Source organism: Streptomyces sp. PT12, from assembly GCF_003311645.1.
Lineage (GTDB): Bacteria > Actinomycetota > Actinomycetes > Streptomycetales > Streptomycetaceae > Streptomyces.
Genome location: NZ_QEST01000149.1, coordinates 1 through 25373, shown reverse-complemented (window position 1 = coordinate 25373; position 25373 = coordinate 1). Strand labels below are relative to the sequence as shown.

General features: G+C 74.3%; 23 protein-coding genes and 2 pseudogenes. 20 read left to right on the top strand and 5 right to left on the bottom strand.

Annotated features, from left to right (window positions below):
- Positions 1–155 precede the first annotated feature (155 nt).
- Positions 156–896 (top strand): NPP1 family protein, encoded by a 741-nt coding sequence (locus tag DEH69_RS32795; RefSeq protein ID WP_113687903.1) that lies wholly within the window; start codon positions 156–158, stop codon positions 894–896.
- 158 nt (positions 897–1054) lie between these two features.
- Here the strand turns inward: DEH69_RS32795 and DEH69_RS17005 are convergent.
- The 3 genes and pseudogenes from DEH69_RS17005 to DEH69_RS16995 all read right to left on the bottom strand — a co-directional run.
- A pseudogene (locus DEH69_RS17005) lies at positions 1055–1894 on the bottom strand (hypothetical protein); the annotation flags it as partial.
- A 7-nt stretch (positions 1895–1901) separates the two neighbouring features.
- Positions 1902–2840, bottom strand: coding sequence for a S1 family peptidase (locus DEH69_RS17000; RefSeq protein ID WP_113687833.1), 939 nt, complete (start codon positions 2838–2840; stop codon positions 1902–1904).
- A gap of 118 nt (positions 2841–2958) precedes the next feature.
- Positions 2959–3549: an XRE family transcriptional regulator gene (locus DEH69_RS16995; protein WP_113687832.1), complete on the bottom strand. Its 591-nt coding sequence runs from the start codon at positions 3547–3549 to the stop codon at positions 2959–2961.
- Positions 3550–3626: 77 nt separating this feature from the next.
- On the opposite strand from DEH69_RS16995, the gene DEH69_RS16990 reads away from it, so the two are divergent.
- The 12 genes from DEH69_RS16990 (at position 3627) to DEH69_RS16935 (ending at position 15550) form a co-directional block, all read left to right on the top strand.
- Complete coding sequence (locus DEH69_RS16990) at positions 3627–4349, top strand: AzlC family ABC transporter permease (RefSeq protein WP_113687831.1); 723 nt, start codon at positions 3627–3629, stop codon at positions 4347–4349.
- Complete coding sequence (locus DEH69_RS16985; RefSeq protein ID WP_113687830.1) at positions 4349–4672, top strand: AzlD domain-containing protein; 324 nt, start codon at positions 4349–4351, stop codon at positions 4670–4672. Before DEH69_RS16990 ends, DEH69_RS16985 begins: the two co-directional genes overlap by 1 nt.
- 123 nt (positions 4673–4795) lie before the next feature.
- On the top strand, positions 4796–5206 hold the full coding sequence (locus DEH69_RS16980; protein WP_113687829.1) for a cold shock domain-containing protein: 411 nt from the start codon (positions 4796–4798) through the stop codon (positions 5204–5206).
- Positions 5207–6022: 816 nt separating this feature from the next.
- Positions 6023–6637, top strand: coding sequence for a hypothetical protein (locus DEH69_RS31565; RefSeq protein WP_181727467.1), 615 nt, complete (start codon positions 6023–6025; stop codon positions 6635–6637).
- 151 nt (positions 6638–6788) lie between these two features.
- On the top strand, positions 6789–7403 hold the full coding sequence (locus DEH69_RS16970) for an SdpA family antimicrobial peptide system protein (RefSeq protein WP_181727466.1): 615 nt from the start codon (positions 6789–6791) through the stop codon (positions 7401–7403).
- Entirely contained in the window at positions 7400–8491 is a 1092-nt protein-coding gene (locus DEH69_RS16965) for a sporulation-delaying protein SdpB family protein (RefSeq protein WP_147255644.1), read from the top strand. Before DEH69_RS16970 ends, DEH69_RS16965 begins: the two co-directional genes overlap by 4 nt.
- Before the next feature lie 216 nt (positions 8492–8707).
- Positions 8708–9799, top strand: coding sequence for a glycoside hydrolase family 5 protein (locus tag DEH69_RS16960; protein ID WP_113687827.1), 1092 nt, complete (start codon positions 8708–8710; stop codon positions 9797–9799).
- Positions 9800–9969: 170 nt separating this feature from the next.
- Entirely contained in the window at positions 9970–10656 is a 687-nt protein-coding gene (locus DEH69_RS16955; protein ID WP_258534726.1) for a cupin domain-containing protein, read from the top strand.
- Positions 10657–10780: 124 nt separating this feature from the next.
- On the top strand, positions 10781–11590 hold the full coding sequence (locus DEH69_RS16950; RefSeq protein ID WP_258534725.1) for a hypothetical protein: 810 nt from the start codon (positions 10781–10783) through the stop codon (positions 11588–11590).
- 105 nt (positions 11591–11695) lie between these two features.
- A complete protein-coding gene (locus DEH69_RS16945; protein WP_147255642.1) occupies positions 11696–12229 on the top strand; it encodes a hypothetical protein in 534 nt (177 codons plus the stop codon).
- Positions 12229–14115: an asparagine synthetase B gene (locus tag DEH69_RS16940; RefSeq protein WP_113687825.1), complete on the top strand. Its 1887-nt coding sequence runs from the start codon at positions 12229–12231 to the stop codon at positions 14113–14115. The genes DEH69_RS16945 and DEH69_RS16940 overlap by 1 nt, the downstream gene beginning before the upstream one ends.
- Positions 14116–14167: 52 nt before the next feature.
- Positions 14168–15550, top strand: a complete 1383-nt coding sequence (locus tag DEH69_RS16935; protein ID WP_113687824.1) for an aldehyde dehydrogenase family protein — start codon at positions 14168–14170, stop codon at positions 15548–15550.
- On the opposite strand, the gene DEH69_RS16930 is transcribed toward DEH69_RS16935, so the two are convergent.
- The gene (locus DEH69_RS16930; RefSeq protein ID WP_113687823.1) at positions 15531–16649 is read right to left on the bottom strand and encodes a hypothetical protein; all 1119 of its coding nucleotides are present in this window, start codon (positions 16647–16649) and stop codon (positions 15531–15533) included. The genes DEH69_RS16935 and DEH69_RS16930 overlap by 20 nt on opposite strands.
- 77 nt (positions 16650–16726) lie before the next feature.
- On the opposite strand from DEH69_RS16930, the gene DEH69_RS16925 reads away from it, so the two are divergent.
- Entirely contained in the window at positions 16727–17461 is a 735-nt protein-coding gene (locus DEH69_RS16925; RefSeq protein WP_113687822.1) for a class I SAM-dependent methyltransferase, read from the top strand.
- 31 nt (positions 17462–17492) lie between these two features.
- Here the strand turns inward: DEH69_RS16925 and DEH69_RS16920 are convergent.
- Positions 17493–17846: pseudogene (locus DEH69_RS16920) on the bottom strand (MFS transporter); the annotation flags it as partial.
- Between the two features lie 146 nt (positions 17847–17992).
- On the opposite strand from DEH69_RS16920, the gene DEH69_RS16915 reads away from it, so the two are divergent.
- Genes DEH69_RS16915 through DEH69_RS16890 form a run of 6 tightly spaced genes read left to right on the top strand, consistent with a single transcriptional unit; the run spans position 17993 to position 25267 of the window.
- The gene (locus DEH69_RS16915; RefSeq protein ID WP_220131281.1) at positions 17993–18967 is read left to right on the top strand and encodes a substrate-binding domain-containing protein; all 975 of its coding nucleotides are present in this window, start codon (positions 17993–17995) and stop codon (positions 18965–18967) included.
- Between the two features lie 56 nt (positions 18968–19023).
- On the top strand, positions 19024–20127 hold the full coding sequence (locus DEH69_RS16910) for a galactitol-1-phosphate 5-dehydrogenase (protein ID WP_220131280.1): 1104 nt from the start codon (positions 19024–19026) through the stop codon (positions 20125–20127).
- Positions 20124–21704 (top strand): ribulokinase, encoded by a 1581-nt coding sequence (locus DEH69_RS16905; protein ID WP_113687820.1) that lies wholly within the window; start codon positions 20124–20126, stop codon positions 21702–21704. Before DEH69_RS16910 ends, DEH69_RS16905 begins: the two co-directional genes overlap by 4 nt.
- Positions 21701–22666 (top strand): sugar-binding transcriptional regulator, encoded by a 966-nt coding sequence (locus DEH69_RS16900; protein ID WP_113687819.1) that lies wholly within the window; start codon positions 21701–21703, stop codon positions 22664–22666. Before DEH69_RS16905 ends, DEH69_RS16900 begins: the two co-directional genes overlap by 4 nt.
- Before the next feature lie 5 nt (positions 22667–22671).
- The gene (locus tag DEH69_RS16895; protein WP_113687818.1) at positions 22672–24237 is read left to right on the top strand and encodes a sugar ABC transporter ATP-binding protein; all 1566 of its coding nucleotides are present in this window, start codon (positions 22672–22674) and stop codon (positions 24235–24237) included.
- A gap of 13 nt (positions 24238–24250) precedes the next feature.
- Positions 24251–25267, top strand: a complete 1017-nt coding sequence (locus DEH69_RS16890) for an ABC transporter permease (RefSeq protein WP_113687817.1) — start codon at positions 24251–24253, stop codon at positions 25265–25267.
- Positions 25268–25373: the final 106 nt, after the last annotated feature.

Here is a 25373-nt window from a genome sequence, read left to right as displayed (position 1 = left end):
ACAGAGGACTTGGGATAGCGTCACATGCTCGCTTCTCCGTCTCGGAGGACGTCTCCCCCCACAACCCGTCGGCCCACGCCGGGGCCGACCAGGAGGACACCGCCGTGAACCTCGGACTGTCGGCCGCGCCCTCGCGGCGCAGGCGGCTCGGCCGGATGTCGGCCGTCGGATGCGCCGCCGCCGCGCTGCTCATCGGCTTCCCCGGGACCGCACTCGCGGACCCGCCACAGGCACTGCCCGCCAACGCGAGCGGCCTTGAACAGACCTTCCAGCCCGCCTACGACTACGACGGGGACGGCTGCTACCCCACCCCGGCCATCGGCGCCGACGGCACCATCGCCCCCGGCCTCGCCCTCGGCGGCGACGTCAACGGCCAGTGCCGCGACCAGTGGGACCTGGACAACACCAACGGCTACGCGCGTGAGAAGTGCAACAACGGCTGGTGCGCGATCATCTACGGCCTCTACTTCGAGAAGGACCAGGCCACCCTGGGCCCTGGCGCCATCGGCCACCGGCACGACTGGGAGCATGTGGTGGTCTGGGTGCGGAACGACGAGGTCCAGTACGTCTCGACGTCGGCGCACGGCGGCTTCGACATCCACCCGCGGTCCTCGGTGCTGTTCGACGGCACGCACCCGAAGATCGTCTATCACAAGGACGGCGTGAGCACGCATGCGTTCCGGCTGGCCAACGGCGACGACGAGCCGCCGGAGAACCACTACGGCAGCTGGCAGTTCCCCGACCTGGTCGGCTGGAACGGCTTCCCCTCCGACTACCGCGACCGGCTCAGCCAGGCCGACTTCGGCAGCGCGGTCCTCGGCCTGAAGGACGACACGCTCGGCAGCCACCTGGAGCGCGCGAAGCCCTCGGGCATTCCGTTCGACCCCTGGGCCTGAGCCCGGCGTTCCGGTGTTCCGGCTGTTCGGTGTGAACGGTCCGCCGCCCGAGGGCCGTTCACACCGGTGCTGGTGCTGGTGCCGGTGCTGCGGTCAGCGGCGGTCCTCGGCGCGGGCCGCCGCGAACCGCGCCGCCCAGTGGGCCGTGCGGTCCAGTGGGCCGTGCGGTCCAGATACGCGGTCTCCGACGCGGCGCCCGTGGTGCCGTAGGCGCCGTCGAGCGTCTTGTAGCCATGGCCCGCCGGCGGGTCGGAGGAGACGGGCTCCACCATCGAGCCCTCGTGCCACTCGTTGAACGATGTGATCGACACCCGGTCGGGCAGCCCGCCGTTCTCCGGGGCCAGCGCGCCCGACCACTGCCGGTCGTAGGTCTCGCCGTCGTCGTGGGGCAGCTCGGGCGTCGTGTTGCCGGGGACGGCCCGGTCGTCCAGATAGCTGGGGCTGATCGAGGGCGCCCAGATCCGGCCGTTGGCGCGGCACCAGTCGGCGATGCCCTTCCAGCCGGTCATGCCGCCGAAGTGGGTGGCCCGGGAGTTGTCGGTGGTCTGGGTCAGGACGATGCTGTCCTGGTTGACCGAGGACAGGGGCGACCGGTCGGCGATCGAGAGGCTGTTGAAGACGTAGAACACCGGCCGGTCGCCATGGCCCGCGTCGCGGTGGAACGCCGGGTGCGCGCCATAGGGGGCGTTGACGTACCGGATGTCCGCGACGGTCGAGGCGGCGGTGCGCCCGCCGTAGGGCTCCGGGTGCCAGGCGACGCGCACGCCGTGCGCGGCCGCGGCGTCGAGCAGCAACGGCACCCGCTGGTCCTCGAAGCCGCCCTGGCCCCACCAGGTGGTGGCGACCACGCCGACGCCCGCCCCGCGCACCCAGGCCATGTGCTGGTCGACGACGGCGGGATCGCCCGCGTCGTACGGGCCGAGCGCGGGATAGGAGTCGGCGCCGATAATAAGCGAACGGCCGCCGCCCGCCCGCCCCGTGGGGCGCGGCGGCCGCACCGGATCGTCAGGTGAGCGTCAGCCCATAGGCGCTCAGGACTTCCAGGATCGGCTGGAAGAACGTGGTGCCACCCGACGAGCAGCTCCCTGAGCCGCCAGAGACGATGCCGACGGCGTATCCGTCCAGGGTGAACACCGGGCTGCCGCTGCTGCCTGGCTCGGAGCAGGCCGTGAACCGGCCCAGGCCGCTGACCACGTCGCCCCCGCCGTAGTTCACCGTCTGGTTGAGCGCGGTGACCGTGCCGCTTGTGCAGCCGGTGGGGCTGGCGACCCAGAGCACCTCGCCGACCGTGGGGTTCCGCGCGCCGACGATGTCTATCTCCTCGCCGTTGCACACCACCGAACCGGGGCGCGGCAGCGAGGCGTTGGCGTGCCGGATGATGCCGTAGTCGTTGCCGGGGAAGCTGGAGCCCGCGGTGGGGCCTATGGACGTGGTGCCCGACGGGTCGGCGTACCACGTGTTCCCGAGGATCGTGCAGTGCCCCGCGGTGATGACGAACTCACGGCCGCCCGATGTGGAGTTGAACCCCGCGGTGCAGCGTGTGCTCCCGGTGAAGATGGCCTCGCCACCGGCCAGCAGGGGGCGCAGCTCGCCCGGCGTGCGCTCGAACGTCAGCGCCCCGGCCAGCTCGTCCGCGCTCCGCTCGATCCGGGCGATCTCCTCGGCCGACACCGTCGAGTCGGCGGTGACCAGCACGCTGCCGGTCGCGGCGTCCACGGTCCATGCGGTGCCGGGGACATCGGCGGCGCGCACCGCCTCGCTCGCGGCGGCGAGCCGCTCCGGGCCGTGCTCCTGGCCGTACTCCGGCGCGGCGGTGGCCTGGTGGGCCGTCGCGCCCGGCGCGATGGCGGCGGCGAGGGCGAGCGTGCACGCGGCGGCCGCCAGGGACCTGGCCCAGCGGGCCCCGCGTCTGCCGACGTCGGGGGTGGGGTGTGGGGGTGTCATGGTGTCCTCCGGCCTGAGGTGGTGGGCATGCGGTCGTCATGCCCTTGACAGCGCGAGTGTGCCGAGCGCCCGCGCCCGTTGCCAAGGCCGCCTCGGGGGCGGCGGCCGAACGGGTCGCTCAGATGTGGTCCGTCACGATCACCGCCGTGGTGTCGGGCGCCAGGGCCTCGAAGAGGTGCGGGGCGTCCCCGGGGTAGGCGACGTAGTCGCCGGGGTCGAGCTCGACCGGCTCCTCCGTCGGCCCGGCGAGCGCCCGGCCCGTGCAGAGCACGACGTGCTCCGTCGTCCCCGGCAGGTGCGGCTTCGAGAGGCGGGGGCGCCCTGGGCTCGCCTCGATCCGGTAGAGGTCGCGCCGCGTGTGCGTGGCCCCCGCGGCCAGCAGCGCCGCCGAGTAGTCCGCCTGATCCGAGTGCGTCACGGGGCCCTCGCCGCGCCTGACCACGCGTATGCGCGGCCTCGGCGGGTCGACCAGCCTGCTGAACGGCACCCCGAGCGCCACCCCGAGCGCCCACAGCGTCTCGACGCTCGGATTGCCGCTGCCCGACTCCAGCTGCGAGAGCGTCGACTTGGCGATGCCCGCGCGCCGGGCCAGCTCGGTCAGCGAGAGGCCCGCGCCCTCCCGCTCCCGCCTGATGGCCGTCGCGATCAGCGTGATGAGCCCGCTCGCGGGCCGATCGGCCGGATCGGCCGGTCCGTTCCCCGTGGTCATGTGTCCGCTCCTGTTCGCTCAGGACGTCCAACCGTTCGACTTGACGAACGGGCGCCCTGGGGTTCACTATACCGGTCATGCGTTCGTTTTGTCGAACACTTGACCGTGCCACCCTGCGCGACATCGCGCTCGTCTGCTGTGCCGACGCCCTCGTGGGCGCCTCCTTCGGCGCCATCGCCGTCTCGGGGGGCCTGCCGCCCTGGGTGCCCGTGGTGATGTCGCTCGTGGTCTTCGCCGGGGCCGCGCAGTTCGCCGCGGTCGCCGTCGTGCTCTCCGGGGGCGGCGCGGTCGCCGCGGTGCTCGCCGCCCTCGTGCTCAACGCCCGGCTGCTGCCCTTCGGGTTCGCGGTCGCCGACCTCTTCGGCGGGCGTGAAGGGCGCATACGCACCCGGCTCATGGGCGCGCACCTCATGACCGACGAGGCGGTCGCGTTCGCCCTCAGGCAGCGCGAGCCAGGCGCGCGCCGCGCGGCGTACTGGGTGAGCGGCGTCGCGCTGTTCGTCTGCTGGAACGGCGCGGTGGTCCTCGGCGCCCTGGCGGGCGGCGGCATCGAGGACACCGGGGCGCTCGGCCTGGACGCGGCCTTCCCCGTGGTCCTGCTCGCCCTGGTCCTGCCCTCGCTCGCCGACCGCGCGACCCGTCGCGCCGCCCTCGTCGGCGCCGCCGTGGCCGTCGCCGCGACGCCGTTCCTGCCGCCAGGACTGCCCGTGCTCTGCGCGCTGTTGGGGGTGCTCGCGGCCGGGCGCGGCCCCCTCATACCACCCCGACCGGCGCGCGAGCCTCTGCCGGGAGCCCCCTGATGCCCCTCTACGCCATCCTGTTGCTCGCCGCCGGGACCTTCGCGTTCCGCCTCGCGGGCCCCGCGCTCGGGGACCGGCTGCGCATCGGCGAGCGCACCCACTGGCGCCTCGGCGTGGCGGCGGCCGTGCTGCTGGTCGCGCTGGTCGCCACCGCGTCACTCGCCAACGGATCCGCCGCCGAGGGCGCCGCCTTCGCGGGGTGGGCCCGTCCCGCGGGGGTGCTCGCCGGGGGAGCGCTCGCGCTGCGGCGCGCGCCGTTCCCGCTGGTCGTCATCGCCGCCGCGGTCACCACGGCGGCGCTGCGCCTGTGCGGCGTGCCCTGACCCGCGTCGGGGCCCCATGTCCGCGGCTCGGACGGGTGAGATGATGGCCCCCGTCGGCGAGGCCGCCCTGGCGCCCCGAGCCGGCACGTGGGTTCATGCGTTGGCTGGGATTGGATGTGTGTGATGGTCACGGGCAAGGTAGTGCGGTTCGACGAGCTCCGAGGCTATGGGTTCGTCGCGCCCGACACGGGGGGTGAGGATGTCTTCATCCATGTGAACGACCTGGAGTTCGACAAGCGGCTCCTCGGTCCAGGGATGCTGGTGACGTTCGACGTCGAGGAGGGGGACCGAGGGCTCAAGGCCAGCCATGTGCGGCTCCAGGAGGGCGCCGACCGGCAGTTGGCCCCGCCGTCGCGCGGCTCGTCGGGCGCGCCGGGCGACGACCTGTGTGATGTGCTGTCGGCCCGCGAGTTCGTCGAGGAGATCACCGAGGCACTGCTGCACGCCGCGCCGACCGCCACCTCCGAGCAGATCCTTGCGATTAGGCAGCGGCTGATCCAGCTCGCCCACTCGCACGGCTGGGTCGACTCCTGACCCGCGGACGACACCGCCGTTCGCCCCCGACGCCCCGTCGCGCGCCCGCGCCGCGGGGCGTCGGCGCGTTCCCGTTGCGCTTCCCGGTTCCCCGGCCCGGCACATGACGACTCATCCCCACAAAGTCGCCCACGCGCCGCCTTTCCGCCCGGCTTCGTCCGGTGCGAGGGTCCGGTGCGAGGGTCCGGTGCGAGGCAGAGCGCGATGTCGAAGCAATGCCACGATCGTTGAATGCCCCCTCAACGCACCCAGGAACGGCGGGGCGAATCACGGCGGCATTTCAGAGGGGAAAGCACGCGGCTATTCCGGGGCCGCCGATCCGGAATGCGGATTCCGTGTCGCTCGGCGCCGAGCGGCGGTGAGCGGCGGTGAGCGGCGTCCGACGGGGCCGCGCATCCGCGCCTCGCGGGCGCGCTCACCTGCGAAGTGCCGTCTCTCCAGGGGGAGTTCGTGAATGGCCGACGGGCGTGGGGTGAAGCGCCCGCGCTTCTCGTGTGGCACGAATGTAACGGAGAGGGGTTGTCGTGACGTTCGTCACCCGTCCTCTCGGGCGAAGGAGCGCCCTCGCTTCCTCTTCGTCGGTCAATGTCCGAGTTGCACGCATTGCTGATTGTAATGTTCCGCTTATTCGCGGAATTCAGCCGATGCCCTGTTGCTAATCTCCTAGCGACCATCAGGGGCTTGGTCGAAGACTTCCATCTGTTTTTCCCGATAACGGGCGCGCGGTCCGTTGGACGCGGGCTGCGCGGTTGCTTCGGCCGGGCTTCACCGAATGAGGGAGTGAGTTCTTTGAGAAAGCCTTCCAGAACGGCAGCCGTGATCGCGGCCGTCGCGATCGTCGCCGGTGGCGCCTCGACGGCCTACGCCGTCGGCGGCGGCTCGGGCACCGCCCAGGCGGCGGCCGTCAGGACGGCGTTCGCGCCGGGCTCCGCCGAGGATGGGCGCGAGCTGTTCCGGGCGATCTTCTTCGGGCAGGGCGGGACGGCCAAGGCGCTCGCCGAGCGCGACGGCGAACTCTTCTCGGCCGTCGGCGACTTCTACGCCGAGAACAACACCCAGGAGGCCATCGCCGGGGGCACGGCGGTCCTGGACCTGCTGGAGAGCGACGACGCGGCCTACTTCGCGTCGTTCTCGACCGAGCTGCGCTCCGGCGCCCCCGAGCGGGTCGAGGCCGCGCTCCTGGCCTCCCAGGAGGACCTGGAGGCCCTGGAGATCGAGAAGACGGAGATCGACGGCGGCGCCACCTGCGTCTACCTGGTGAACGTCGTCGCGGCCGTCAACGTGGCCGGCGTCGCCAACGCCGCCGTCGTCGCCGCGGCGGCGAACTTCGTCGTGGCCGCCAACTGGTTCTGGTCCGCGCCCGCGGGTGGGGCCGAAGGGCTCAGCCAGGAGGCCGCGATCGCCCAGGTGACCTCGGCGCTCCAGCTCTGACGCCCACCGCGCGGTCCTCGTGACCGGCCGGTGCGGGGCGGGGAGGCAGCCCGCCCCGCACCGGCCTCACCCCGGCCCGCGCGGTCGCCTCTCGTCGAGTCGTCCACGGAGCGCAGGGAGCGCAGGAAACGCAGGAGCGCAAGGAGTTCAGTTGAGGATCAGCACACCAGGAAAGTTCACCGTCGTCCGCGCCTCCACGGCCGCCGCGGAGCTGCCGCTCTCCCGCGCCAGGTCGCTCGCCGTCGGCGCCGTGATCGCCCTTCTCGCCCTCTACGCGATCCACGCGCAGCTGCCCCCGTCGGCCGTGCGCCTGCCTGGCGCGGGCCAGGAGCTGCGCGCGCAGGCGCCCAGGGTCTTCCCCCAGGGCTGGGCGTTCTTCACCAAGTCACCGCGGGACCCGTCCTTCCAGATCCACCGGCTCGACGAGGCGGGCGATGTCGTCATGGCCTCGCTCACCCCGCACTCGTCCCCGCACAACGCGTTCGGGTTCGACCGGCAGTCGAGGACCCAAGGTACCGAATACGCGCTCCTGCTGGCGGAGTTCCCGCTGGACGCCTGGCGCGACTGCGAGACCGCCGAGGTCGAGGGGTGCGTCGACCCGTCGCTGCCCGCGCGGCCCGTCGTCAACGACGTGCCCTCGCCCACCCTGTGCGGCGACCTCTTCGTGATCGCGCTCGAGCCCCAGCCATGGGCCTGGCGCGACCTGGTCGACGACACCCACCGCGCGGAGCGCGTGCTGAGGATCGACGTGGAGTGCCTGGCATGAGCGGGCGACAGACCCCGGCCCAGGACCCGGCCAAGACCCAGGACCCGGCCAAGGCCCAGGACCAGAGCCCGGCCCATGACCCCGCCCCGGCCCCGACCGTTCGCGCCGCCCTCCCCTGGGGCACCGTCTACGGCCTGGCCCGCACCCTGATCGCGCTCGGCACCGCGGGCACGCTCGCCTTCAGCGGCACGGGAACGCTCTTCAGCCATGTCGTGGGGCGCGACCCCGCGCCCTACTGCGACGGCATCCAGCGGGCGGGCGCGTTCTGCCTGGCGCCCGACGGGCAGCTCGGCCTCGCGCGCTGGCTGTGCGTCGCGGTGCTGCTGCTCGTCGCCTCGGGCTGGCGGCCCCGCTGGACGGGCGTCGCGCACTGGTATGTGGCGTTCAGCGTCCACAACGGCATCTCCATCCCCGACGGCGGCGACCAGGTCGCGGTCGTCCTGACGCTCCTGCTGATCCCCGTGACCCTGGCCGATCCCCGCCGTTCGCACTGGCAACGGATCCAGGAGGGAGCGGTCGCGCGCCACCGCAACGCCCGCGGCGCCCGCGCGTGGGCGGTCACGGCGGCCGTGGCGTTCACCCTCGCCGCCCAGCTCCAGGTCGCCGGGATCTACTTCCAGTCCAGCATCGCCAAGCTCAGCCACCAGGAGTGGGCGGACGGCACCGCCCTGTACTACTGGGGGAACGACGTGGCCTTCGGCGCCGCCGACTGGCTGGCTCCGCTGCTGGGGCCGCTCGTCGAGTGGAGCCCGACCGTGGCCCTGCTCACGTGGTCGCCCCTGGTGATCGAGTTCGCGCTCGCGATCTGTCTGCTGATGCCGCCGCGGGTCAGGCGCCACCTCCTCGTGGGCGGCTTCGCGCTCCACCTGGGGATCGGCCTCGTCATGGGCCTGTGGAGCTTCGTCCTGGTGATGTGGGGGGCGTTGCTCCTCCTGTGCCTCCCGATCGGGGCCCAGCTGCCATGGACGGTGCGGCGCGCGACCGGACCGGGCACGGGGACGGACGAGCCCGCGGCCGAGACGAAGGCCGAGCCCGCGGCCGAGACGAAGGCCGAGCCCGCCGAGCCCGCCCCCGCCGCCGGGCGGTGAGGGCCCCCTCGCCCGCCACCCCCCCGCCACGCCCGCGAACTGCCGGACGCCGGGCGGCCGTTGCGCCGCCCGGCCCGGTTCCGGATCTCCACTCCACTGGTGTGGACCTCTTGACCAACCGTCAGGCCCCTTCTACGGTCACAGCGACCCCTGCACCCTCACCCACTCGCCCCCCACCCAGGGGTGTCATGCCCCTGGCGATCGGAGAGGACGACCATGGCGACACCCCAGTCCGCCCGCCCATCCCGCCGCCGCCGCGCCCTGCTCGCGGCCGCGGGACTGCTGGCCGTGTGCGCGGCCACCGCGGCCACCGCCCCGGCCGCGCCCGCCGTCACCGCGCCCGCCCCGCCCCAAGCGGCCGGAGCACCCGAGGCGGCTCCGGCCGCGGCCGAGGTGAGCCCGCTCGCCCAGTACGGCGCCCTCGAGGTGTGCGGGACCACCCTGTGCGGCGAGAACGGCCAGCCCGTTCAGCTGCGGGGCATGAGCACCCATGGCACCCAGTGGTTCGAGCACTGCGTCACCCCCGCCTCGCTCGACGTGCTCGCGAACGACTGGGGCGCGGACGTGCTGCGCGTGTCCACGTATGTCCAGGAGGACGGCTACGAGAGCGACCCCGAGTACTTCACGGACCTCGCGAGCCGCATCATCGACCAGGCCACCGAGCGCGGCATGTACGTCATCGTGGACTGGCACATGCTGAGCCCGGGCGACCCCAACGCCAACACCGACCTGGCCAAGCGGTTCTTCACGGACATCACCGCCCGCCACGGCGACCAGGACAACCTGCTCTACGAGATCGCCAACGAGCCGAGCGGCGTCCCGTGGTCGAGCATCAAGAGCTACGCCGAGGAGATGGTCCCCGTGGTCCGCGCGGGCGACCCCGACGCCGTCGTCCTCGTCGGCACCCGCGCCTGGTCCTCGTTCGGCGTCTCGGAGGGCTCCGACGAGTCCGAGGTCGTCGCCAACCCCGTGAACGCCGACAACATCATGTACACCTTCCACTTCTACGCGGCCTCGCACCAGGACGCCTACCTGGCGGCGCTCAGCAGGGCGGCCGACCAAGTGCCGGTGTTCGTCACGGAGTTCGGCACTCAGGAGTACACGGGCGACGGTCCTGACGACTTCGCGTTCGCCCAGCGCTACCTCGACCTGCTCGCGGAGAAGAACATCAGCTGGACCAACTGGAACTACTCCGACGACTTCCGCAGTGGTGCCGTCTTCAGGACCGGCACGTGCGCGAGCGGCAACTGGGCCGACCCGAGCGCCCTCAAGGAAGCGGGCGTCTGGATCCGCGACCGCATCGGCTGATCGGCCCGGGCCCGGGCCTGCCCGCGCCCTCAACACCCCAACACCCCCGCCGCCCCCCGGAGTTGCCCGCGCCGCGCACGCCCGGGGGGCGGTGAGGCGGAGACGATCTCGGCGCGGGCGCCCCGGGCAGCTATTGTGGCGGTCAGGTACAGCGCACCGAGGGGGCACGGGTGGTCGACCGCTCCGGTGGGACCGGCCCGCGGCGGCTCACCCACCTGGCCAGGCTCTGCCCTCGACTGCCCGAGGGAGTAAGGCTGTACGCCCTCGGCGCGGACGGCCGGGCCCTCGTCGCCGACCGCGCGGGGGCCAGGGAGCTCGGCCCGCCCGACGGAACGCACCGCTTCATCGACGAGGGCCAGTTCGCGCACTACCTCGTCGGCGACGCCGCCACGTCCCCCGAGCGCCCGTCCAACGCCACCTACAAGCTCGGCGTCGTCGCCCCGCGCAGCGCGTTCACGCCCCACGCGCACGGCGGCGAGCACATCGTCCTCAGCCTCGGGCACGCCGAGTGTGGCCTGTGGGACGCCACCGAGGGCCGGGTGGCCTCGATCGCCCTGCCGCCGGGTCTGATGATCCGCATACCCGAGCTGATGCCGCACTCGTTCGGGAACCGAGGACCCCGCCCATTGCACATCCTCGCCGCCAACACCGGCTATGGCATCGACCACGACGACTACGCCATCACCGCCGACGATGCGGAGCAACGGGCGCCCGGGGCCCCGGAGTTCGGCCCGCTCGCCGCCGCGCTGCGCTCCCTGGAGCGCGAGGGCGGCGCGGGCCCAGGGCCGCTCGGGCTCCGCGAACGCCTCGCCGCGCGGCTGCGCGGCCTGGCCACGGCGCTGGAGCGCCCCCGATGAGCGCCGGGGCCGACAACCCCCGGACGGCCGGGGGCCGTTCACACGCACCTCGCGCCGCCGTAACGGAGTGGTCGCCGCCGCGGACGAGCCTGCCCTGGCCCGGCTGTTCCCGAGGGAGGCGCCCGTGAGGTCGGGGTTGCTCGAACGCGCCCTGCGCGTCGCCGCCGCGCGAGCCGCCGCGCCCGGGGACCTCAAGTTCACGGAGCGGCAGCTCTACTACGAGCTGTGCCGCGTTCTCCTGCCCGCCCATCTCCTGCCGCGGCGGCTGCCGTTCACGCTCGCGCCGCCGCTGGGGCACGGCCGGTTCGCCGCCGCGCTCGGGCGGCTCGGCGACGTTCCCGGGCTGCTCGCCGCGCCCCCGCACCGGCGCCCACGACCCGGCGCGCCCGCCGAACCCGACCTGTACGACTACGGGTTGCCCCGGCTGCTGGTGTGCCAGGACCCGGCCATCGCCCGCATGCTCGTGGCCAACGACTGGCACCTGGAGGCCGCCTGCCCCGTACTCGCCGCCGACGACCTGCCGTTGGACCCCCGGCTGACCGCCGCGCTCGGCCGCGTCCCCGACGCGGTCGTCCTCGTGCTGCACGACGCCAGCGCCCAGGGCACCGCGCTCCCCGGGCGCGTCAGGGCCCAACTCGGCCCCGGCGCGCCCCGCGTGGCCGCCCTCGGCCTCACCCCTCGGCACGCGGCGTCCCTGCACCTCGCCCGCGGCCGGGCCACCGGGCCCGCGCTGCCCGCCGCGTCGCTCGACCGCCGCGAGCTGCGCTGGCTCGCGCGCGGCCGGTACGCCGAGGTCGCCGCGGTCAACCCCGCCCATCTGCTGCGCACCCTCCACCGGCTGGTGCGCGACGGCGGCGCGTCCCCGCCCGGCGCCGCCACCGGGGGAGTGGAGGCCCCACGCGACACCGGTTTCCTCACCTGGCCCACGCGCTGACCCGGCGCCCGACCTGACCCGGCGCCCGCCCGTTCCGCCGACGACCGACCCGACTCCCCGAGCCGCCCAAGGACTTCCAGGACACCGAGGACCCGATCCATGGACATGGCGAAGCGACCACGCGAGATCGTCTACACCGACGAACTGCTCGCCGACGGCACCGTGCACCGCCGCTACGACGAGGGCCGCAGCGAGTGGCGCACGCGCGCGCCCGACGGGTCCGTGCGCTGGCGCGACGACCGGGGCCGCTCCGGCACGGACGAGCCGCTGGGTGACCGGCTCGTCAAGCGGACCCACGACGACGGCGGCGTCGAGTACGGCCGTGACATCGGCTATGGCCGCACCGTGTGGGACGGGGGCGCCCGCGTCACCGTCAACCGAGCCGCCGCCACCGCCCCGGGGGCCAGGCTGCGCGCCGGACGAGGGCTCGGCGCCCTTGGCCCGGGGCTGCTGCCGCCCACCCGCCTCACCCCCGAGGAGGAGGAGCGGCTGCGCGCCGCGTACCGCGCCGAACAACGGGGCGAACGGGGCGAACGGGGCGAGCGGGGTGAAGGCGGCGACGCCGGGGTCGGGGCCGTGCTGGTCGTCGACGCCTGGACCGGCACGTCAGACGCCGACTGGTCAGAGGACTTCGGCTGATGCCCCGCTGCTGCGCCTGCGCGGGCGACGCCACGCCCGGCCGCCTGCGCGACCACCTCGCCGCGATGGGCGCCACCGTGCCCGCACAGGGCCAGGCCCTGGCGCTGCTCGACGGCGAACCCGGCCATGCCGCGGGCCCTTTCACCGCCGATGGCCTCAGCGCCGTGGGCGAGGTCACGCTGCACAACGCCGCCGAGCTGCGCGCCGCGCTCGCCGCCGCGGGGGCCCAGGCCCCGCCGGGCTGCACGGACGGCGAGCTGCTGCTGCGCTGCTGGGCGCGGCTCGGCGCGGTGGGGCTGCGCGCGGCCGAGGGCATGTTCGCGCTGCTCGTGGCCGAGGGCCGCGACCTGGTGGTGATCCGTGACCACGCGGGCGCGCGCACCGCGTTCTACGCCCGCGCGGACGGCTGCTGGGCCGCCGCCACCTCGCTCCGCGCGCTGCGCCGCTGGCCCGCGCTCGCCACGGGCCTCAATCTCGCCGCGGTGCGCTCGTTCCTCACGTTCGCCTATCTCCCGGGCGACGAAACGCTGTTGACCGGCGTCCACGAGGCGCTGCCCGGGCGCGTGCTGCGCCTGGCCGCGGACGGCTCGGCCACGGAGGAGAGCTACTGGGAGCCCGAGGAACGCCTCCCGCCCCCCGCGGGGCGCGTGGCCGAAGGGCGTGAGCCGTACGCCCCCGGGCCCCACGATCCGGGGCCCCTCGCCCCCGGGCCCCACGACCTCGGGCCCCACGACCCCGAGCCCTATGTCCTCGGCCTGCGCGCCCTGCTCGAAGAGGCCGTCGCCTGCCGCCTGCCCGAGGCCGAGCCGGTCGGCGTGCTGCTCTCGGGCGGCATCGACAGCTCGCTGGTCACGGCCATCGCCGCCAAGCGGCACGCCCACCCCGTGCACACCTACTCGATCAGCTTCGGTTCCGAACTCCCCAACGAGCTGGGCTACTCGGGCCTGGTCGCCACCCACTGCCACACCCGCCACCGCGTGCTGACCGTGCCGGGCCGCACCGTCGCCGAGCGGCTGGCCGAGACCGTCGCGCTCCTCGACGCCCCGGTGGGCGACCCGTTGACCGTGCCCAACCTGATGCTTGCCGAGGCCGCGGCCGAGGACGGGCTGCGCGTCGTCCTCAACGGCGAGGGCGGCGACCCCGTCTTCGGCGGCCCCAAGAACCTCCCGATGCTCGTCTTCGAGATGCACCGCGCCGCCGACCCCGACGCCCCGTCACTCGCCGTGGGCGCCCCCGACCCCGCGGGCCCCCACGGCGACGGCGACGCGCGCGCCGAGGCGTACCTCAGGTCGTACCGCAAGTGCTACACCGACCTGCCGCGCCTGCTGACGCCCGAGGCCGCCGAGGCGCTGGCCGAGGCGCCGCACCCGCGCCGCCTCGTCGCCCCCTATCTGCGCCCGGGCCGGATGAACGCCCTGCTCAACCAGCTGCTGCACTGCAACCTCCGCACCAAGGGCGCCCACCACATCCTCACCAAGGTCGAGCGCCTGACCGCGTCGCGCCAACTCCAGGGCCGCGCACCGCTGTTCGACCACCGCGTCATCGACCACGCGTTCGCCACCCCGCCGCGCCTCAAGCTCAGCGGCACGATCGAGAAGTGGGTGCTCAAGGAGGCCGTGCGCGACCTGCTGCCCGGCACCGTGGTGGACCGCCCCAAGAGCGGCATGCGCGTTCCCGTGCAGCGCTGGCTCGAAGGGCCGCTGCGCGACCTGTCGGCCGAGCTGCTGCTCGGCCGCGAGGCCCGCGCCCGCGGCCTGTTCCGCGCCTCCACCGTGCGTGAATGGACCCGCCGCCGCGGAACGCTGCTGCCGCGCCACGGCTCCAAGGTGTGGCTGCTGCTGACCCTTGAGCTGTGGCTGCGCGCCCACGACCTGCCCCCGACATGAGGGATATGAGGGATATGAGGGATATGGACACCTCGGGACCCCAGGAGCCCTGATGAACGCACCCAAGGCCGACCCGCACAGGCCGCACGCCCCCGCCCTCACGCTGACCGACCCCCGCACGGGGCGCCCGCGCGGCACCTCGGTGCTCGGGCGCGAGCGCGAGGTGGGGGCCGCCGTCGCCGCGGCGCGGGACGCGGCCGCGGCCTGGCGCGCCCTCACCCCGGGGGAACGGGCCGGGCGCATCGGCGGGTTGGCGTCGCTCGTCGAGCGGCACGCCGCCACCTATGCCGAACGCGAGCGCGCGGGCACGGGGAAGCCGCGGGCCGAGGCGGAGTCCGAGGTGGCGGGGGCGGCCGAGCTGCTGCGCTTCTACGCCGGGGCCGCGAGGGCGCGCACGGCGCCCGCCGCTGGCCGCCTGGTCGAGGGCCACGAGAGCTGGGTCCGCTGGGAGCCGTTCGGCACCGTCGCCGCGATCGTCCCCTGGAACTACCCGCTGATGATGGCCGCGTGGCGCTGCGCCCCCGCCTTGGCGGCCGGGAACACCGTGGTGCTCAAGCCCGCCGAGACCACCCCCGACTCGGCCGCGCTGCTGGCCGAGCACGCCGCCGAGGCGCTGGGCGCCGGGGTGCTCGTGACGCTGCCCGGCGACCGCGAGACGGGCCGCCTGCTGGTGGCCGCCCGCGTGGACATGGTCGCGTTCACCGGAAGCGCCGCCGCGGGCGCGCACGTCGCGGCGGCCGCGGGGACCCGCCGCGTCAGCCTTGAGCTCGGCGGCAACGGCCCGGCGCTCGTCCTGCCCGACGCCCCCGAGCACACGTGGGACGACCTCGCCGCCGCGGTCACCTACAACGCCGGGCAGAGCTGCGCCGCGCCCGCCCGCGTCATCACCCTCCCCGAGAACTACGCCACCGCCGTCGCCCGGCTGACCGCCGCCCTGGCCCGCCGCCACGCGGGTCGCGACTTCGGGCCGCTCAACAACGCGGAGCAGGCCGCCCGTTGGGACCGCATCGTCGGCGCGTCCGCCGCCCGCGTCAGGCGCGCGGCCCGCATCGCCCCTGGGACCGGGGAGCGCGAGGGGCACTGGCGGCCCGCGACCCTGCTCGCCGATGTGCCGCCCGACGACCCCGCCGTGGTCGACGAGGTCTTCGGCCCGCTGCTGACCGTGCAGCGCGCGGCGGGCGTCGATGAGGCGCTTGCCCTGGCCAACGGCGTTCCGCAGGCGCTCGCGGGAAGCGTCTGGACGCGCGACCTGGCGACCGGGCTCGACCTGGCGGGCCGGTTGGACGCGGGCGAGGCGTGGCTCAACTGCCACCTCGTGCAGACCCCCGAGCTGCCGCACGGCGGGCGCGGCGCCTCGGGCGCGGGCACGGACCTGAGCGTGCTTGCGCTCGACGAGTACCAGCGGCCCAAGACGGTCACGGCCCGGCTGCGGTGACCGGCGGCGGGGGCCAGTCGAGGAATCCCATGTCCGCGGGCCCGTGTCGGCCGACCGCCGCCTGTGCCTCGGCGACCGCCCGCTCCACCCCGGCGAGCAGCACCTTGGGCGGCAGGGCGGCGAGCGGCGAACGCCACCCTCCGGCCAGCCACCGCCGCTCCGCGTCGTTGAGCGTCCCGAGGGCCCGCAGCAGCCGCAGGGTGCCCGCCCCTGGCGGCACCGCCCGCGCCACCGCGGCGCCGCGCCGGTCCATGACGGCGCGCGGCGGCAGCCCCGCGTCGAACACCAGCCGCCCCGGCAGCGCCTCCCGCACCCGCGAGGGGTGGAGCACGCCGCCCGCGCCCGCGTCGTGCAGGACGATGACCGGCAGCCCCGCGGGCACATCGGCCACCTGTGCGACGAGCGCGAGCCCGTGCCGCTCGGGCGCGCCGTTGGCGGCGAGGCACGTGGTCGCGGACGCGTCCTCGCACAGCAGCGCGAAACGAGGCTCGCGCGCCCGCGTGCGCGCTGGCCTGTGGTCATCGTCGACGAGCCCCTGGGGTAGCCGCCCATAGACCTGCTTCCACGGGGCGATGACCTTCGCCTCGAACGTGGCCCGCGTCATCCCCGTGTACGTCGACGGCCATGGCCGCTTGAGCAGGCTGACGCGGTGCCGCCGCCCCTTCCACCGCCTGCCGCGCATCACCACCCCGAAGACGAACGCGGCCGCCGCCGCGGTGGTCAGCAGGCCATTCTCGCTGAGCACCCCGGTCACCAGCAGCGCGACGCCCGAGAGCAGGCCCGCCGCGCCCCAGCGCGTGTACCACTCCGGCGTGTGCGGGGGGCGCGGGGGCGTGCGCTGCTGGGGAACGGGCGTGCGCCAGGGGAGCCTTTCGGGCACCCGCGCGGGCTGGTGCGCCAGCGCCCACCACAGCTGGGTGACCGTGCACGCCAGCCGCCCGCCGTCGGTGAGCCCCTCGACGGCCCGGCGCACGCGCCGGTCGTTGAGCCGCAGCGCGTTGTCCCGCGGCTCCACGGCGAACTGCTTGCCGCAGAGGGAACAGCGGCGCCCGGCGCGCTGCTTGAACAACAGGCTGGCGTTGCAGTGCGGACAGATCACCGGCGCCTCCAAGTCCCGGGCAAGCCAACCACACGCGGGTGAACGCGGGGTGGCTTTCACGGACTACTGTGAGTTCCGTGTTCACTCCGCAGGGCCCCTCCCTCCGCGAACTCGCCGTGCAGGCACTGTCCTCCATCGAGCACGGCTACGACCTGCTCGCGCCCAAGTTCGACCTCACCCCGTTCCGCACCCCCGACGTCGTCCTCGACGCGGTGGTCGAGGCGCTGCGCCCGCTCGGCCCCTTCCCCTCGGGGCTCGACATCTGCTGCGGCACGGGCGCGGGCGTCGCGGCGCTCGCCCGGCTGTGCGAACGGCAGGTGACGGGCGTCGACTTCAGCGCGGGCATGCTCGGGGTGGCCAGGGCCGCGGTGCCCGCGACGCTGCCGCCAGGCGGGCCATCGGTGGGGTGGGTGCGGGCGGACGCCAGGTCGCTGCCGTTCCGCCGCTCGTTCGATCTGGCCGTCAGCTTCGGCGCGTTCGGGCACTTCCTGCCCGAGGAGCGGCCCGTGCTGTTCGCGCGGGCGCATGGGGCGCTGCGGCCTGGCGGCCTCTTCGCGTTCCCCGTGGGCGCCCCGCCCCGCGTGGGCTCGCGGGCGTACTGGGCGCTGTGGGGCTTCGACGCGGCGATGCGGGTCAGAAACGCCGTGTGGCGCCCGCCGTTCGTCATGTACTACCGGACGTTCCCGCTCTCCGCGGTGCGGGCCGAGCTGACCCGCGCGGGCTTCGCGGTGACCACCGTGCCGCTGCCGGGGTTTGGCACCCGCCCCGACGGCAGCCCCCGCGCCCGCGTGGTCCTGGCCCGCCGCTCCTGACGCGGGCCCTCGGGGCGCGGGGGCGTCCCGGTCACAGCGCGGTGGCGGCGCGCGCCTCGGGCACGCCGGGCGCCTCGGGCGCCGAACGCCCGCCCCCCGCGCGCTCGTCGGCCCGCGGGGCGCGCAGCACCAGGAGCGCGAGCGCGATGGCGGCGACCACGAGTCCCATCCCCACGGTGAACGTCAGCCGGTAGCCCTCGGTGAGCGCGGCGGCCCTGGCCTCGCCGTCGCCGAGCAGCCCCTCGGTGCGGGAGGCGGCCAGCGTGGAGAGGACCGCGACGCCGACGGCCGCGCCGGTCTGCTGCGTGGTGTTGAAAAGCCCCGACACCAGACCCGCGTCGTCCTCGCCAGCGCCCGACATGCCGAGCGTCGTGAGCGCGGGCACCACCCCCTCGGCGTGCTGGGCCCGGCGGCCCGAGCCGCTGCTCACGTGAGCAAAAAAATCCGCATCCGTTGCCTTCCGCCCCTCCCGCTGCCTACTGTCCGTCGCCAGGACGACTTGTGGAGGGTCATATGCGTATCAAGCATGGCTTGAGAGCCTCTATTGCCATATCCGGGTTTTTGGCGATCGCGGCCTGTTCCGTTTCGACCACTCCCGGTGGTGACGACAACGACGGCGGGGGGTCGGATGGGGATGGGTCGGTCACCATCGGCTTCAGCCAGGCGACCCAGCAGTCGCCGTTCTATGTGCAGCTGAGCCGGGGCGCCGAGGAGGCGGCCGACGCCGCGGGCGCCGAGCTGTTCGTGTCCGACGCCGGAGGCGACGTCACCAAGCAGAACAACGACATCCAGGACCTCATCACCCGCGGTGTCGACGTTCTCCTGGTCAACCCCGTCGACCCGCAGGGCGTCAGGCCGGGGCTCGCCGCCGCCGAGGCCGCGGGCGTCGAGGTCGTCACCGTGGACCGGCCCGTCCCCGAGGGCGCCACCTCCTATGTCGGCCGCGACAACGAGGAGATGGGCCGCATTGTCGGCGAGCGCGTCGCCGAGGCCATGGGGGACGACGGCGGCAAGGTCGTCGAGATCATGGGCGACGCGGGCGGCGCCGTGGCGCGCGACCGCAGCGCCGGGTTCCACGAGGCGATCGACGCCGTGGGCGGCATCGAGATCGTCGAGGGTCCCTACTGCAACTACATCCGGTCCGAGGCGGTCACCGCCATGCAGGACCTGATCCAGACCAATCCGGATGTCGAGGTCGTCTACGCCCACAACGACGACATGGCCCTGGGCGCCCTCCAGGTGCTCCGCGAGAACGGCCGTGACGACGTCATGGTCGCCGGGGTCGACGGCCTGATGGAGGCCGTCGACGCCATCGCCGAGGGCGGCCCCTACCTGGCCACCGCCCTCAACGACCCGGTCGCCATGGCCGAGAAGGCCGTCGAGACCGCCGTCGCCATCGCGGACGGCGAGGACGTCGAGGAGTCCATCGACGCGGGCACCGCCCTCGTCGACCCGGACAACGCCGCCGACCTGACGGCCGACACCACCTTCGCCGCGGCCGAGTGACCCCCGCCCGGCACGTCGCCGAGCACCACCCCACGCACGAGAGGAACCACACCACCATGTCGGAGACCATGCGAGCCGCGGTCCTGCACGCCCCCGGGGACATCCGCGTCGAGCAGGTGCCCGTGCCCACACCGGGACCCGACGAGGCGCTGGTCCGCGTGGCCGCCTGCGGCGTGTGCGGCTCCGACCTCAACCGCATGCTGCGGCCGGGCGGCGCCTACCACCTGCCGCTGATCTGCGGCCACGAGTTCGCCGGGCACGTGATCGCCCTCGGTTCCGAGCTGGCCGCGGCCGGTACGGTCTCCGAGGGCGACCTCGTCGCCGTCCCCCCGCTGATCCCCTGCCGCCGCTGCGCCTCCTGCGCCCGCGGCCACTTCAGCCTGTGCGAGGACTACGACTACTTCGGCAGCCGCCGCGCGGGCGCCTACGCCGAGTACGCCACCGTGCCCGCAGGGAATCTGATGGTGCTGCCCGCCGACCTCGACCCGCGCGCCGCCGCCATGCTCGACCCGGCCGCCATCGCCCTGCACGCCATCTGGCGCACCAAGCTCCGCACCGGCCACCGCGTGGCCGTCGTCGGCGCGGGACCCATCGGGCTGTTCGCCATCCAGTGGGCGCGCCTCGCGGGCGCCGCCGAGGTGCTGTCCATCGACGTCAGCGAGCGGAAGGCCGCCATGGCCGTCGAGGCGGGCGCCACCCACACCGCCACAAGCCCCGAGCGCGCGAGAGAACTCGCGGGCGACGGCTACGACGTCATCGTGGAGTCCGCGGGCGTCCCCGCCACCGCCGACCAGGCCGTGGCCCTGGCCGCTCGGCACGGCCACGCCGTCTTCATCGGCATACCGCACGACCCCGTGGTCCTGCCCAAGCCGTCGTTCAGCAACTTCCTGCGCCGCGAGGTCTCCCTGCACGGCGCGTGGAACTCCTTCTCCGCCCCCTTCCCAGGTGACGAGTGGCGTGTCGCGGCCCGGGCGATGTGCGACGGGCGGCTGCACTGGAAGTTCATGATCACGCACGAGCTGGGCCTCGACGCCCTGCCCGGGCTCATGCACCAGCTCGGCGAGCGGTCCGTCTTCAGTTCGAAGGTGCTCTTCCTGCCAGGCGCCCTGCCCGACGCCCTGCCAGGCGGAGTCCGCCAGCCCACGGGAGACCGTCCATGACCCCACCCGAGGCCCTTCTCGCCATCGACCTGGGCACCGAGAGCGCGCGCGTCGCGCTCTACGCCGGTGACGGCACGGTCATCGGCGAGGGCCAGAGCGGCTACCCCACGCGTTACCCCCACCCCGGCTGGGCCGAGCAGGACCCCGACGACTGGTGGCGCGCCGTCGTGAACGCCACGGGCGCCGCCGTCGCGCGGGCCGGGTCGCCGCGCGTGGCGGGCGTCGCCGTGGCGACCACCGCGTCCACGGTCGCCGTGCTCGACGCCGAGGGCCGCCCGCTGCGCCCCGCGCTGCTGTGGATGGACTCACGCGCCAGCGCCGAGTCCGAGCGCACCGCCGCGACCGGGCACCCGGTGCTGCGCTACGCGGGCGGCGGCGACGCCGTGGAGTGGCTGGTCCCCAAGGCCATGTGGCTGGCCGGGCACGAGCCGCACGTCTACCGCGCCGCGGACCGCGTCGTCGAGGCCGTCGACTATCTGGTGTTCCGCCTCACCGGCACATGGGCGGCCTCGCGCATGAACGCCGTCTGCAAGTGGAACCACGACCCGCTCGGCGCCGGGCTCCCCGCCGACCTCTACGCCGACCTCGGCGTTCCCGACCTGCGCGCCAAGCTCCCCGGGCGCATCGTCGCCGTGGGCGACCCGATCGCCCCCGTCTCGGCCGCCGCCCGCGCCGAGCTCGGCATCGAGGGCGAGGCCGTCGTCTCCTCTGGCGGCATCGACGCCCACCTGTCCCTGCTCGCCGTGGGCGGCCCCCGCACCGGCCGCGTCTCGGTGGTCTCCGGCACGTCGACCGCGTTCGTCACCGAGATCGCCGAGCCCGTCTTCCCGCCCACCGTCTGGGGCCCCTACCCCGACGCGCTGACCGCGGGCCGCTGGCTCGTCGAGGGCGGCCAGGTCACCTCGGGGTCCGTGCTCACCTGGGTCGGCGAGCAGCTTCTCGGCCGCCCCCGCGCCGAGCTGCCAGGGCTGATCGCCGCCGCGGCCGCGCTGCCCCCGGGCGAGCACGGCCTGCTGGTCCTGGACTACTTCATGGGCAACCGCACCCCGCTGCGCGACCCCAGGCTGCGCGGCGCGATCCTCGGGCTCACCGCGGGCACCAGGCCCGAGGAGGTCTACCGCGCGGCCGTCGAGGGCGTCGCCTATGGAACGCGGCAGGTGCTCGACTCGTTCGTGGCGGGCGGCGTCCCGGTGGACGAGGTGTTCATCTCGGGCGGGATACGGCACAACCCCCTGTGGCTGCGCACCACCGCCGACGTCCTGGGCCGCCCGCTCCACCTGGTGCGCGGCGACAACCTGACCCTGCGCGCCTGCGCCGTGATCGCCGCCGCGGGCATCGGCGGCGGCGCCGACTCGCTCGCCGAGGCCGCCGCCGGGTTCGCGCCCGCGGCCGAGCTGGTCGAGCCCGACCCCGCGACCCGCGACCTGCACGAGCGCGGCTACGCCGACTACCTGGCCGCGACCGCCGCCACCGGGCCCGTCGCCCACCGCCTGAGCGCGCCCGACCGCACCCGGGCCGCGGCGCCCCAGGCCGCCCCCGCCCCCACGCCCGCCGCCGCGAGAGGAGGCGCCCGATGAACGGACCCACGGACGAGGCCCTGCTCTACCAGGTCGCGACCCTCTACTACGAGCGCAACCTCACCCAGGAACAGATCGGCGCCCAGCTCCACTTCACGCGCTGGAAGGTCGGCCGCCTGCTCCACGAGGCCCGCGACGCCGGGATCGTGCGCATCGAGGTCGTGCACCCCAAGACCCGCGTGCACCACGTGGAGGAGCGGCTGACCCAGACGTTCGGCCTGCGCGACGCCGTCGTGGTCGCCCGCGCCGCCACGGAGAACGACGAGGAGCTGCGCACCCGCGTCGCCGAGGCGGGCGCCGACTACCTGTCGAGGCTGCGGCCATCCCCCCGCCTCCTGGGCGTCTCGTGGGGCCGCACCCTCGACCACCTCGCCCGCGCCCTGACCCCCGGCTGGGCCCACGGCGTGCACGTGGTGCAGATAAACGGCGGCCTCAGCCGCTCGCGGCGGCCCAGCTCCGCGCAGGACATGGCGAGCCGCATCGCCCACCTGGGCCAGGGCACCGTCACCGTGCTCCCCGCGCCCGCCATCGTGGAGCAGGAGACCACGCGGCAGGTGCTGGAGGACGACGCGGCCGTGGCCGAGGTCCTCGGCCAGGCGTCGGCGGCGGACACCGCGCTGTTCAGCCCCGGCGGCATAGGGAACGACTCGGTGCTCGTAGGGTCCGGCTACCTCGACGCCGCCGACCTGCGGCGCCTCGCCGACGCTGGCGCCGTCGGGGACGTGGCGGGCCGCTTCATCGACGCCGCGGGGCGGATCGTCGACCCGGCCCTGGACGCCCGCACGCTGGGCATGCCGCTCGATGACCTGCGCGGGCGGCCCGTCTCCGTCGCCGTCGTCTCGGGCGCGGCCAAGCACGCGGTGTGCCGCGCCGTGGTGACCAGCGGGCTGTGCAACACCCTCGTCACCGACGACCACACCGCCGACCACCTGCTCCACCCCGACCCACGCGAGGAGTCGTGAGCGCCATGAGCACCGCGGACACCGCGCCCCGGGAGGCGCCGCCCACCGGCATACCCCGGCTCACCATGCGCGGCATCGTCAAGCGCTTCCCCGGCACGCTCGCGTGCGACCACGCCGAGCTGACCGTGCGCCCCGGCGAGACCCACTGCCTGCTCGGCGAGAACGGCGCGGGCAAGAGCACGTTGATGAAGATCCTCTCCGGCTCCTACCAGCCGGACGAGGGCGAGATCCTGGTGGACGGCGAGCCGGTGCGCATCACCAGCCCCCAGGCCGGGCTCGCCGCCGGGATCGCGGTCATCTACCAGGAGCTCGACCTGATACCCGACCTCACGGTCGCCCAGAACCTCCTCCTCGGCCGCACCCCCTCCTATGGCCCCCTCGTCCGCGGCAGGCGCCGCGCCGAGCTGGCGAGGGCCGCGGTCGAACGCGTCGGCGGCGACTTCCCCGTCACCGCCAAGGTCCGCGAACTCCCCATCGCCGCCCAGCAGTTGACCGCCATCGCCAAGGCACTCACCAGCGACGCGCGGATCATCGTGATGGACGAGCCCTCCGCGACCCTGGGCGAGAGCGACCTGCGCAAGGTCCTCGACCTGATCCGCTCCCTCACCGCGGAGGGCCGCTCCGTCATCTACATCTCCCACCGCATGGACGAGGTGATGGAGATCGGCGACCGCGCCACCGTGCTGCGCGACGGCCGCACCGTCGCCGTGCGCGACATCGCCGACACCACGGCGGACCAGCTGGTCGCCGCCATGATCGGCGAGGCCCGCGAGCTGGTCCGCACCACCCACCGCCCCCGCCCCAAGGGCCCGCCGCTGCTCGAGATCCGCCGCGTGCACCGCGATGGCCTCATCGACGTGCGGGACATCGACGTGCGCGCCGGGGAGATCGCCGGCCTCGCCGGGCTCGGCGGCGCGGGCCGCACCACCCTGCTCAAGGCACTCTTCGGCGACTCGACGGCGACCGTGTCGGCCCGGCTCGAAGGCCGCGGCCTCGCCCCGCGCAGCCCGGCGTCCGCCGTGCGCGCCGGGATCGCCCTGGTGCCGGAGAGCCGCAAGGAGCAGGGCCTCATGCTCGGCCTGTCCGTCGGCCGCAACGCGGGCATCACCACCCTGGGCGCCCCGCCCTGGCTGGCCCCGCGCCGCAGGGGAAAGCGCCGCGCCACGGGCGTGCTCGCCGAACTCGGCGTCCGCCACTCCTCGTCCGAGCAGCTGGTGGGCCAGCTCTCCGGCGGCAACCAGCAGAAGGTCGTCCTCGCCAAGTGGATCACCCGCGGCGGCGTGCGGCTCCTGCTGCTCGACGAGCCGACCCGCGGCCTCGACGTCGGCGCCAAGGCCGACCTCTACCGCCAGGTCCGCCGCCTGGCCGACGACGGCGTCGCCGTCCTGCTGGCCAGCAGCGAGCTCAACGAGCTGACGGCCAACGCCGACCGCGTGTGGGTCCTGCACGAGGGGCGCAACGTCGCCTGCTTCGACCCCCGCACCACCGCGGAGAACGACATCGCCCACGCCGTCATCACAGGAACGACGCCAGGCGCCCCCGACCCCTCCGACCCTGGAGCGACCGCATGACTGGAGTGACCGCATGACCGCCACCGCCACCGCGACCTCCACCGACGAGCGGCAGGATGGCGTGGTCCGCAGAAACCTCGCCGGACGGCGGGGCGCCGAGCTGATCGTCAAGTTCAACCTGGTGCTGGTCTTCCTGGCGCTGTGCGCGGTCGCCACCGTGCTCGCGCCGGAGTTCCTGACCACGCGCAACATGTCGAACCTGCTCCAGCAGTCGGCGCTCACCGGCATCGTCGCCATCGGCATGACCATGGTCATCCTGACCGCGGGGATCGACCTGTCCGTGGGCAGCGTCGCGGCGTTCGGCGGCATGACCGTCGCCCTGCTGATCGACAACGACATGCACTTCGTCCTCGCCATCGCGATCAGCCTCGCGGCGGGAGCGGGCTTCGGCGCGATCATGGGCGGCCTGTCCGCCTATCTGTCGCTGCCCGCGTTCATGACCACCCTCGCCGGGCTCACCGCCATCCGCGGCCTCGCCTATCTGCTGACGGACGGCGAACCGGCCAACGCCGACACCTCCGAGACGTTCCAGCTGATCGGCGGCGGCTTCATCGGCTACATACCGATCGCCGGGCTCATCTTCGTCGGCATCGCCATCGTCGCGGGCCTCGTCCTGCGCGGCACCACGTTCGGCGAGTACATCTACGCCATCGGCAGCAACAAGGAGGCCGCGCGGCTCTCAGGGCTGCCGGTCCGCGGCGTCATCACCGCCGTCTTCGCGATCTCCGGCATGCTCTCGGCCCTCGCCGGGGTGCTGCTGACCAGCAGGCTCACCATCGGCCAGCCCACCGCGTTCGACGGCCTCGAACTCGACGCCATCGCGGCCGTCGTCCTCGGCGGCACCAACCTCTTCGGCGGCAGGGGCGGCGTCATGGGCACGTTCGTGGCCGTGCTGCTGCTCTCCGTGCTGCGCAACCTCTGCAACCTGATGGGCCTCGGCTCCTTCTTCCAGATGGTCGTCACAGGGCTCATCCTGGTCGTCGCGCTCATCCTCAACATGGCTATCGAGAAGCGGGGTTCCCGTGCCTGACATCGCACTCTCACCAGGACCCGGCGCCACGCGCGCCGCCTGGCGCTCCTACCTCCATGGTCTGCCGGGTGTGGACGCGGTGGGGTTGGAGGCGCGGGCGGCGGGG

What these genes read in the sequence shown, in the direction of transcription:
- DEH69_RS32795 (WP_113687903.1), top strand. Translation starts at nt 156, where the DNA reads ATGTCGGCCGTCGGATGCGCCGCCGCCGCGCTGCTCATCGGCTTCCCC.
- DEH69_RS17000 (WP_113687833.1), bottom strand. Translation starts at nt 2,840, where the DNA reads ATGACACCCCCACACCCCACCCCCGACGTCGGCAGACGCGGGGCCCGC.
- DEH69_RS16995 (WP_113687832.1), bottom strand. Translation starts at nt 3,549, where the DNA reads ATGACCACGGGGAACGGACCGGCCGATCCGGCCGATCGGCCCGCGAGC.
- DEH69_RS16990 (WP_113687831.1), top strand. Translation starts at nt 3,627, where the DNA reads ATGCGTTCGTTTTGTCGAACACTTGACCGTGCCACCCTGCGCGACATC.
- DEH69_RS16985 (WP_113687830.1), top strand. Translation starts at nt 4,349, where the DNA reads ATGCCCCTCTACGCCATCCTGTTGCTCGCCGCCGGGACCTTCGCGTTC.
- DEH69_RS16980 (WP_113687829.1), top strand. Translation starts at nt 4,796, where the DNA reads ATGGTCACGGGCAAGGTAGTGCGGTTCGACGAGCTCCGAGGCTATGGG.
- DEH69_RS16965 (WP_147255644.1), top strand. Translation starts at nt 7,400, where the DNA reads ATGAGCGGGCGACAGACCCCGGCCCAGGACCCGGCCAAGACCCAGGAC.
- DEH69_RS16960 (WP_113687827.1), top strand. Translation starts at nt 8,708, where the DNA reads ATGGCGACACCCCAGTCCGCCCGCCCATCCCGCCGCCGCCGCGCCCTG.
- DEH69_RS16945 (WP_147255642.1), top strand. Translation starts at nt 11,696, where the DNA reads ATGGCGAAGCGACCACGCGAGATCGTCTACACCGACGAACTGCTCGCC.
- DEH69_RS16940 (WP_113687825.1), top strand. Translation starts at nt 12,229, where the DNA reads ATGCCCCGCTGCTGCGCCTGCGCGGGCGACGCCACGCCCGGCCGCCTG.
- DEH69_RS16935 (WP_113687824.1), top strand. Translation starts at nt 14,168, where the DNA reads ATGAACGCACCCAAGGCCGACCCGCACAGGCCGCACGCCCCCGCCCTC.
- DEH69_RS16910 (WP_220131280.1), top strand. Translation starts at nt 19,024, where the DNA reads ATGTCGGAGACCATGCGAGCCGCGGTCCTGCACGCCCCCGGGGACATC.
- DEH69_RS16905 (WP_113687820.1), top strand. Translation starts at nt 20,124, where the DNA reads ATGACCCCACCCGAGGCCCTTCTCGCCATCGACCTGGGCACCGAGAGC.
- DEH69_RS16900 (WP_113687819.1), top strand. Translation starts at nt 21,701, where the DNA reads ATGAACGGACCCACGGACGAGGCCCTGCTCTACCAGGTCGCGACCCTC.
- DEH69_RS16895 (WP_113687818.1), top strand. Translation starts at nt 22,672, where the DNA reads ATGAGCACCGCGGACACCGCGCCCCGGGAGGCGCCGCCCACCGGCATA.
- DEH69_RS16890 (WP_113687817.1), top strand. Translation starts at nt 24,251, where the DNA reads ATGACCGCCACCGCCACCGCGACCTCCACCGACGAGCGGCAGGATGGC.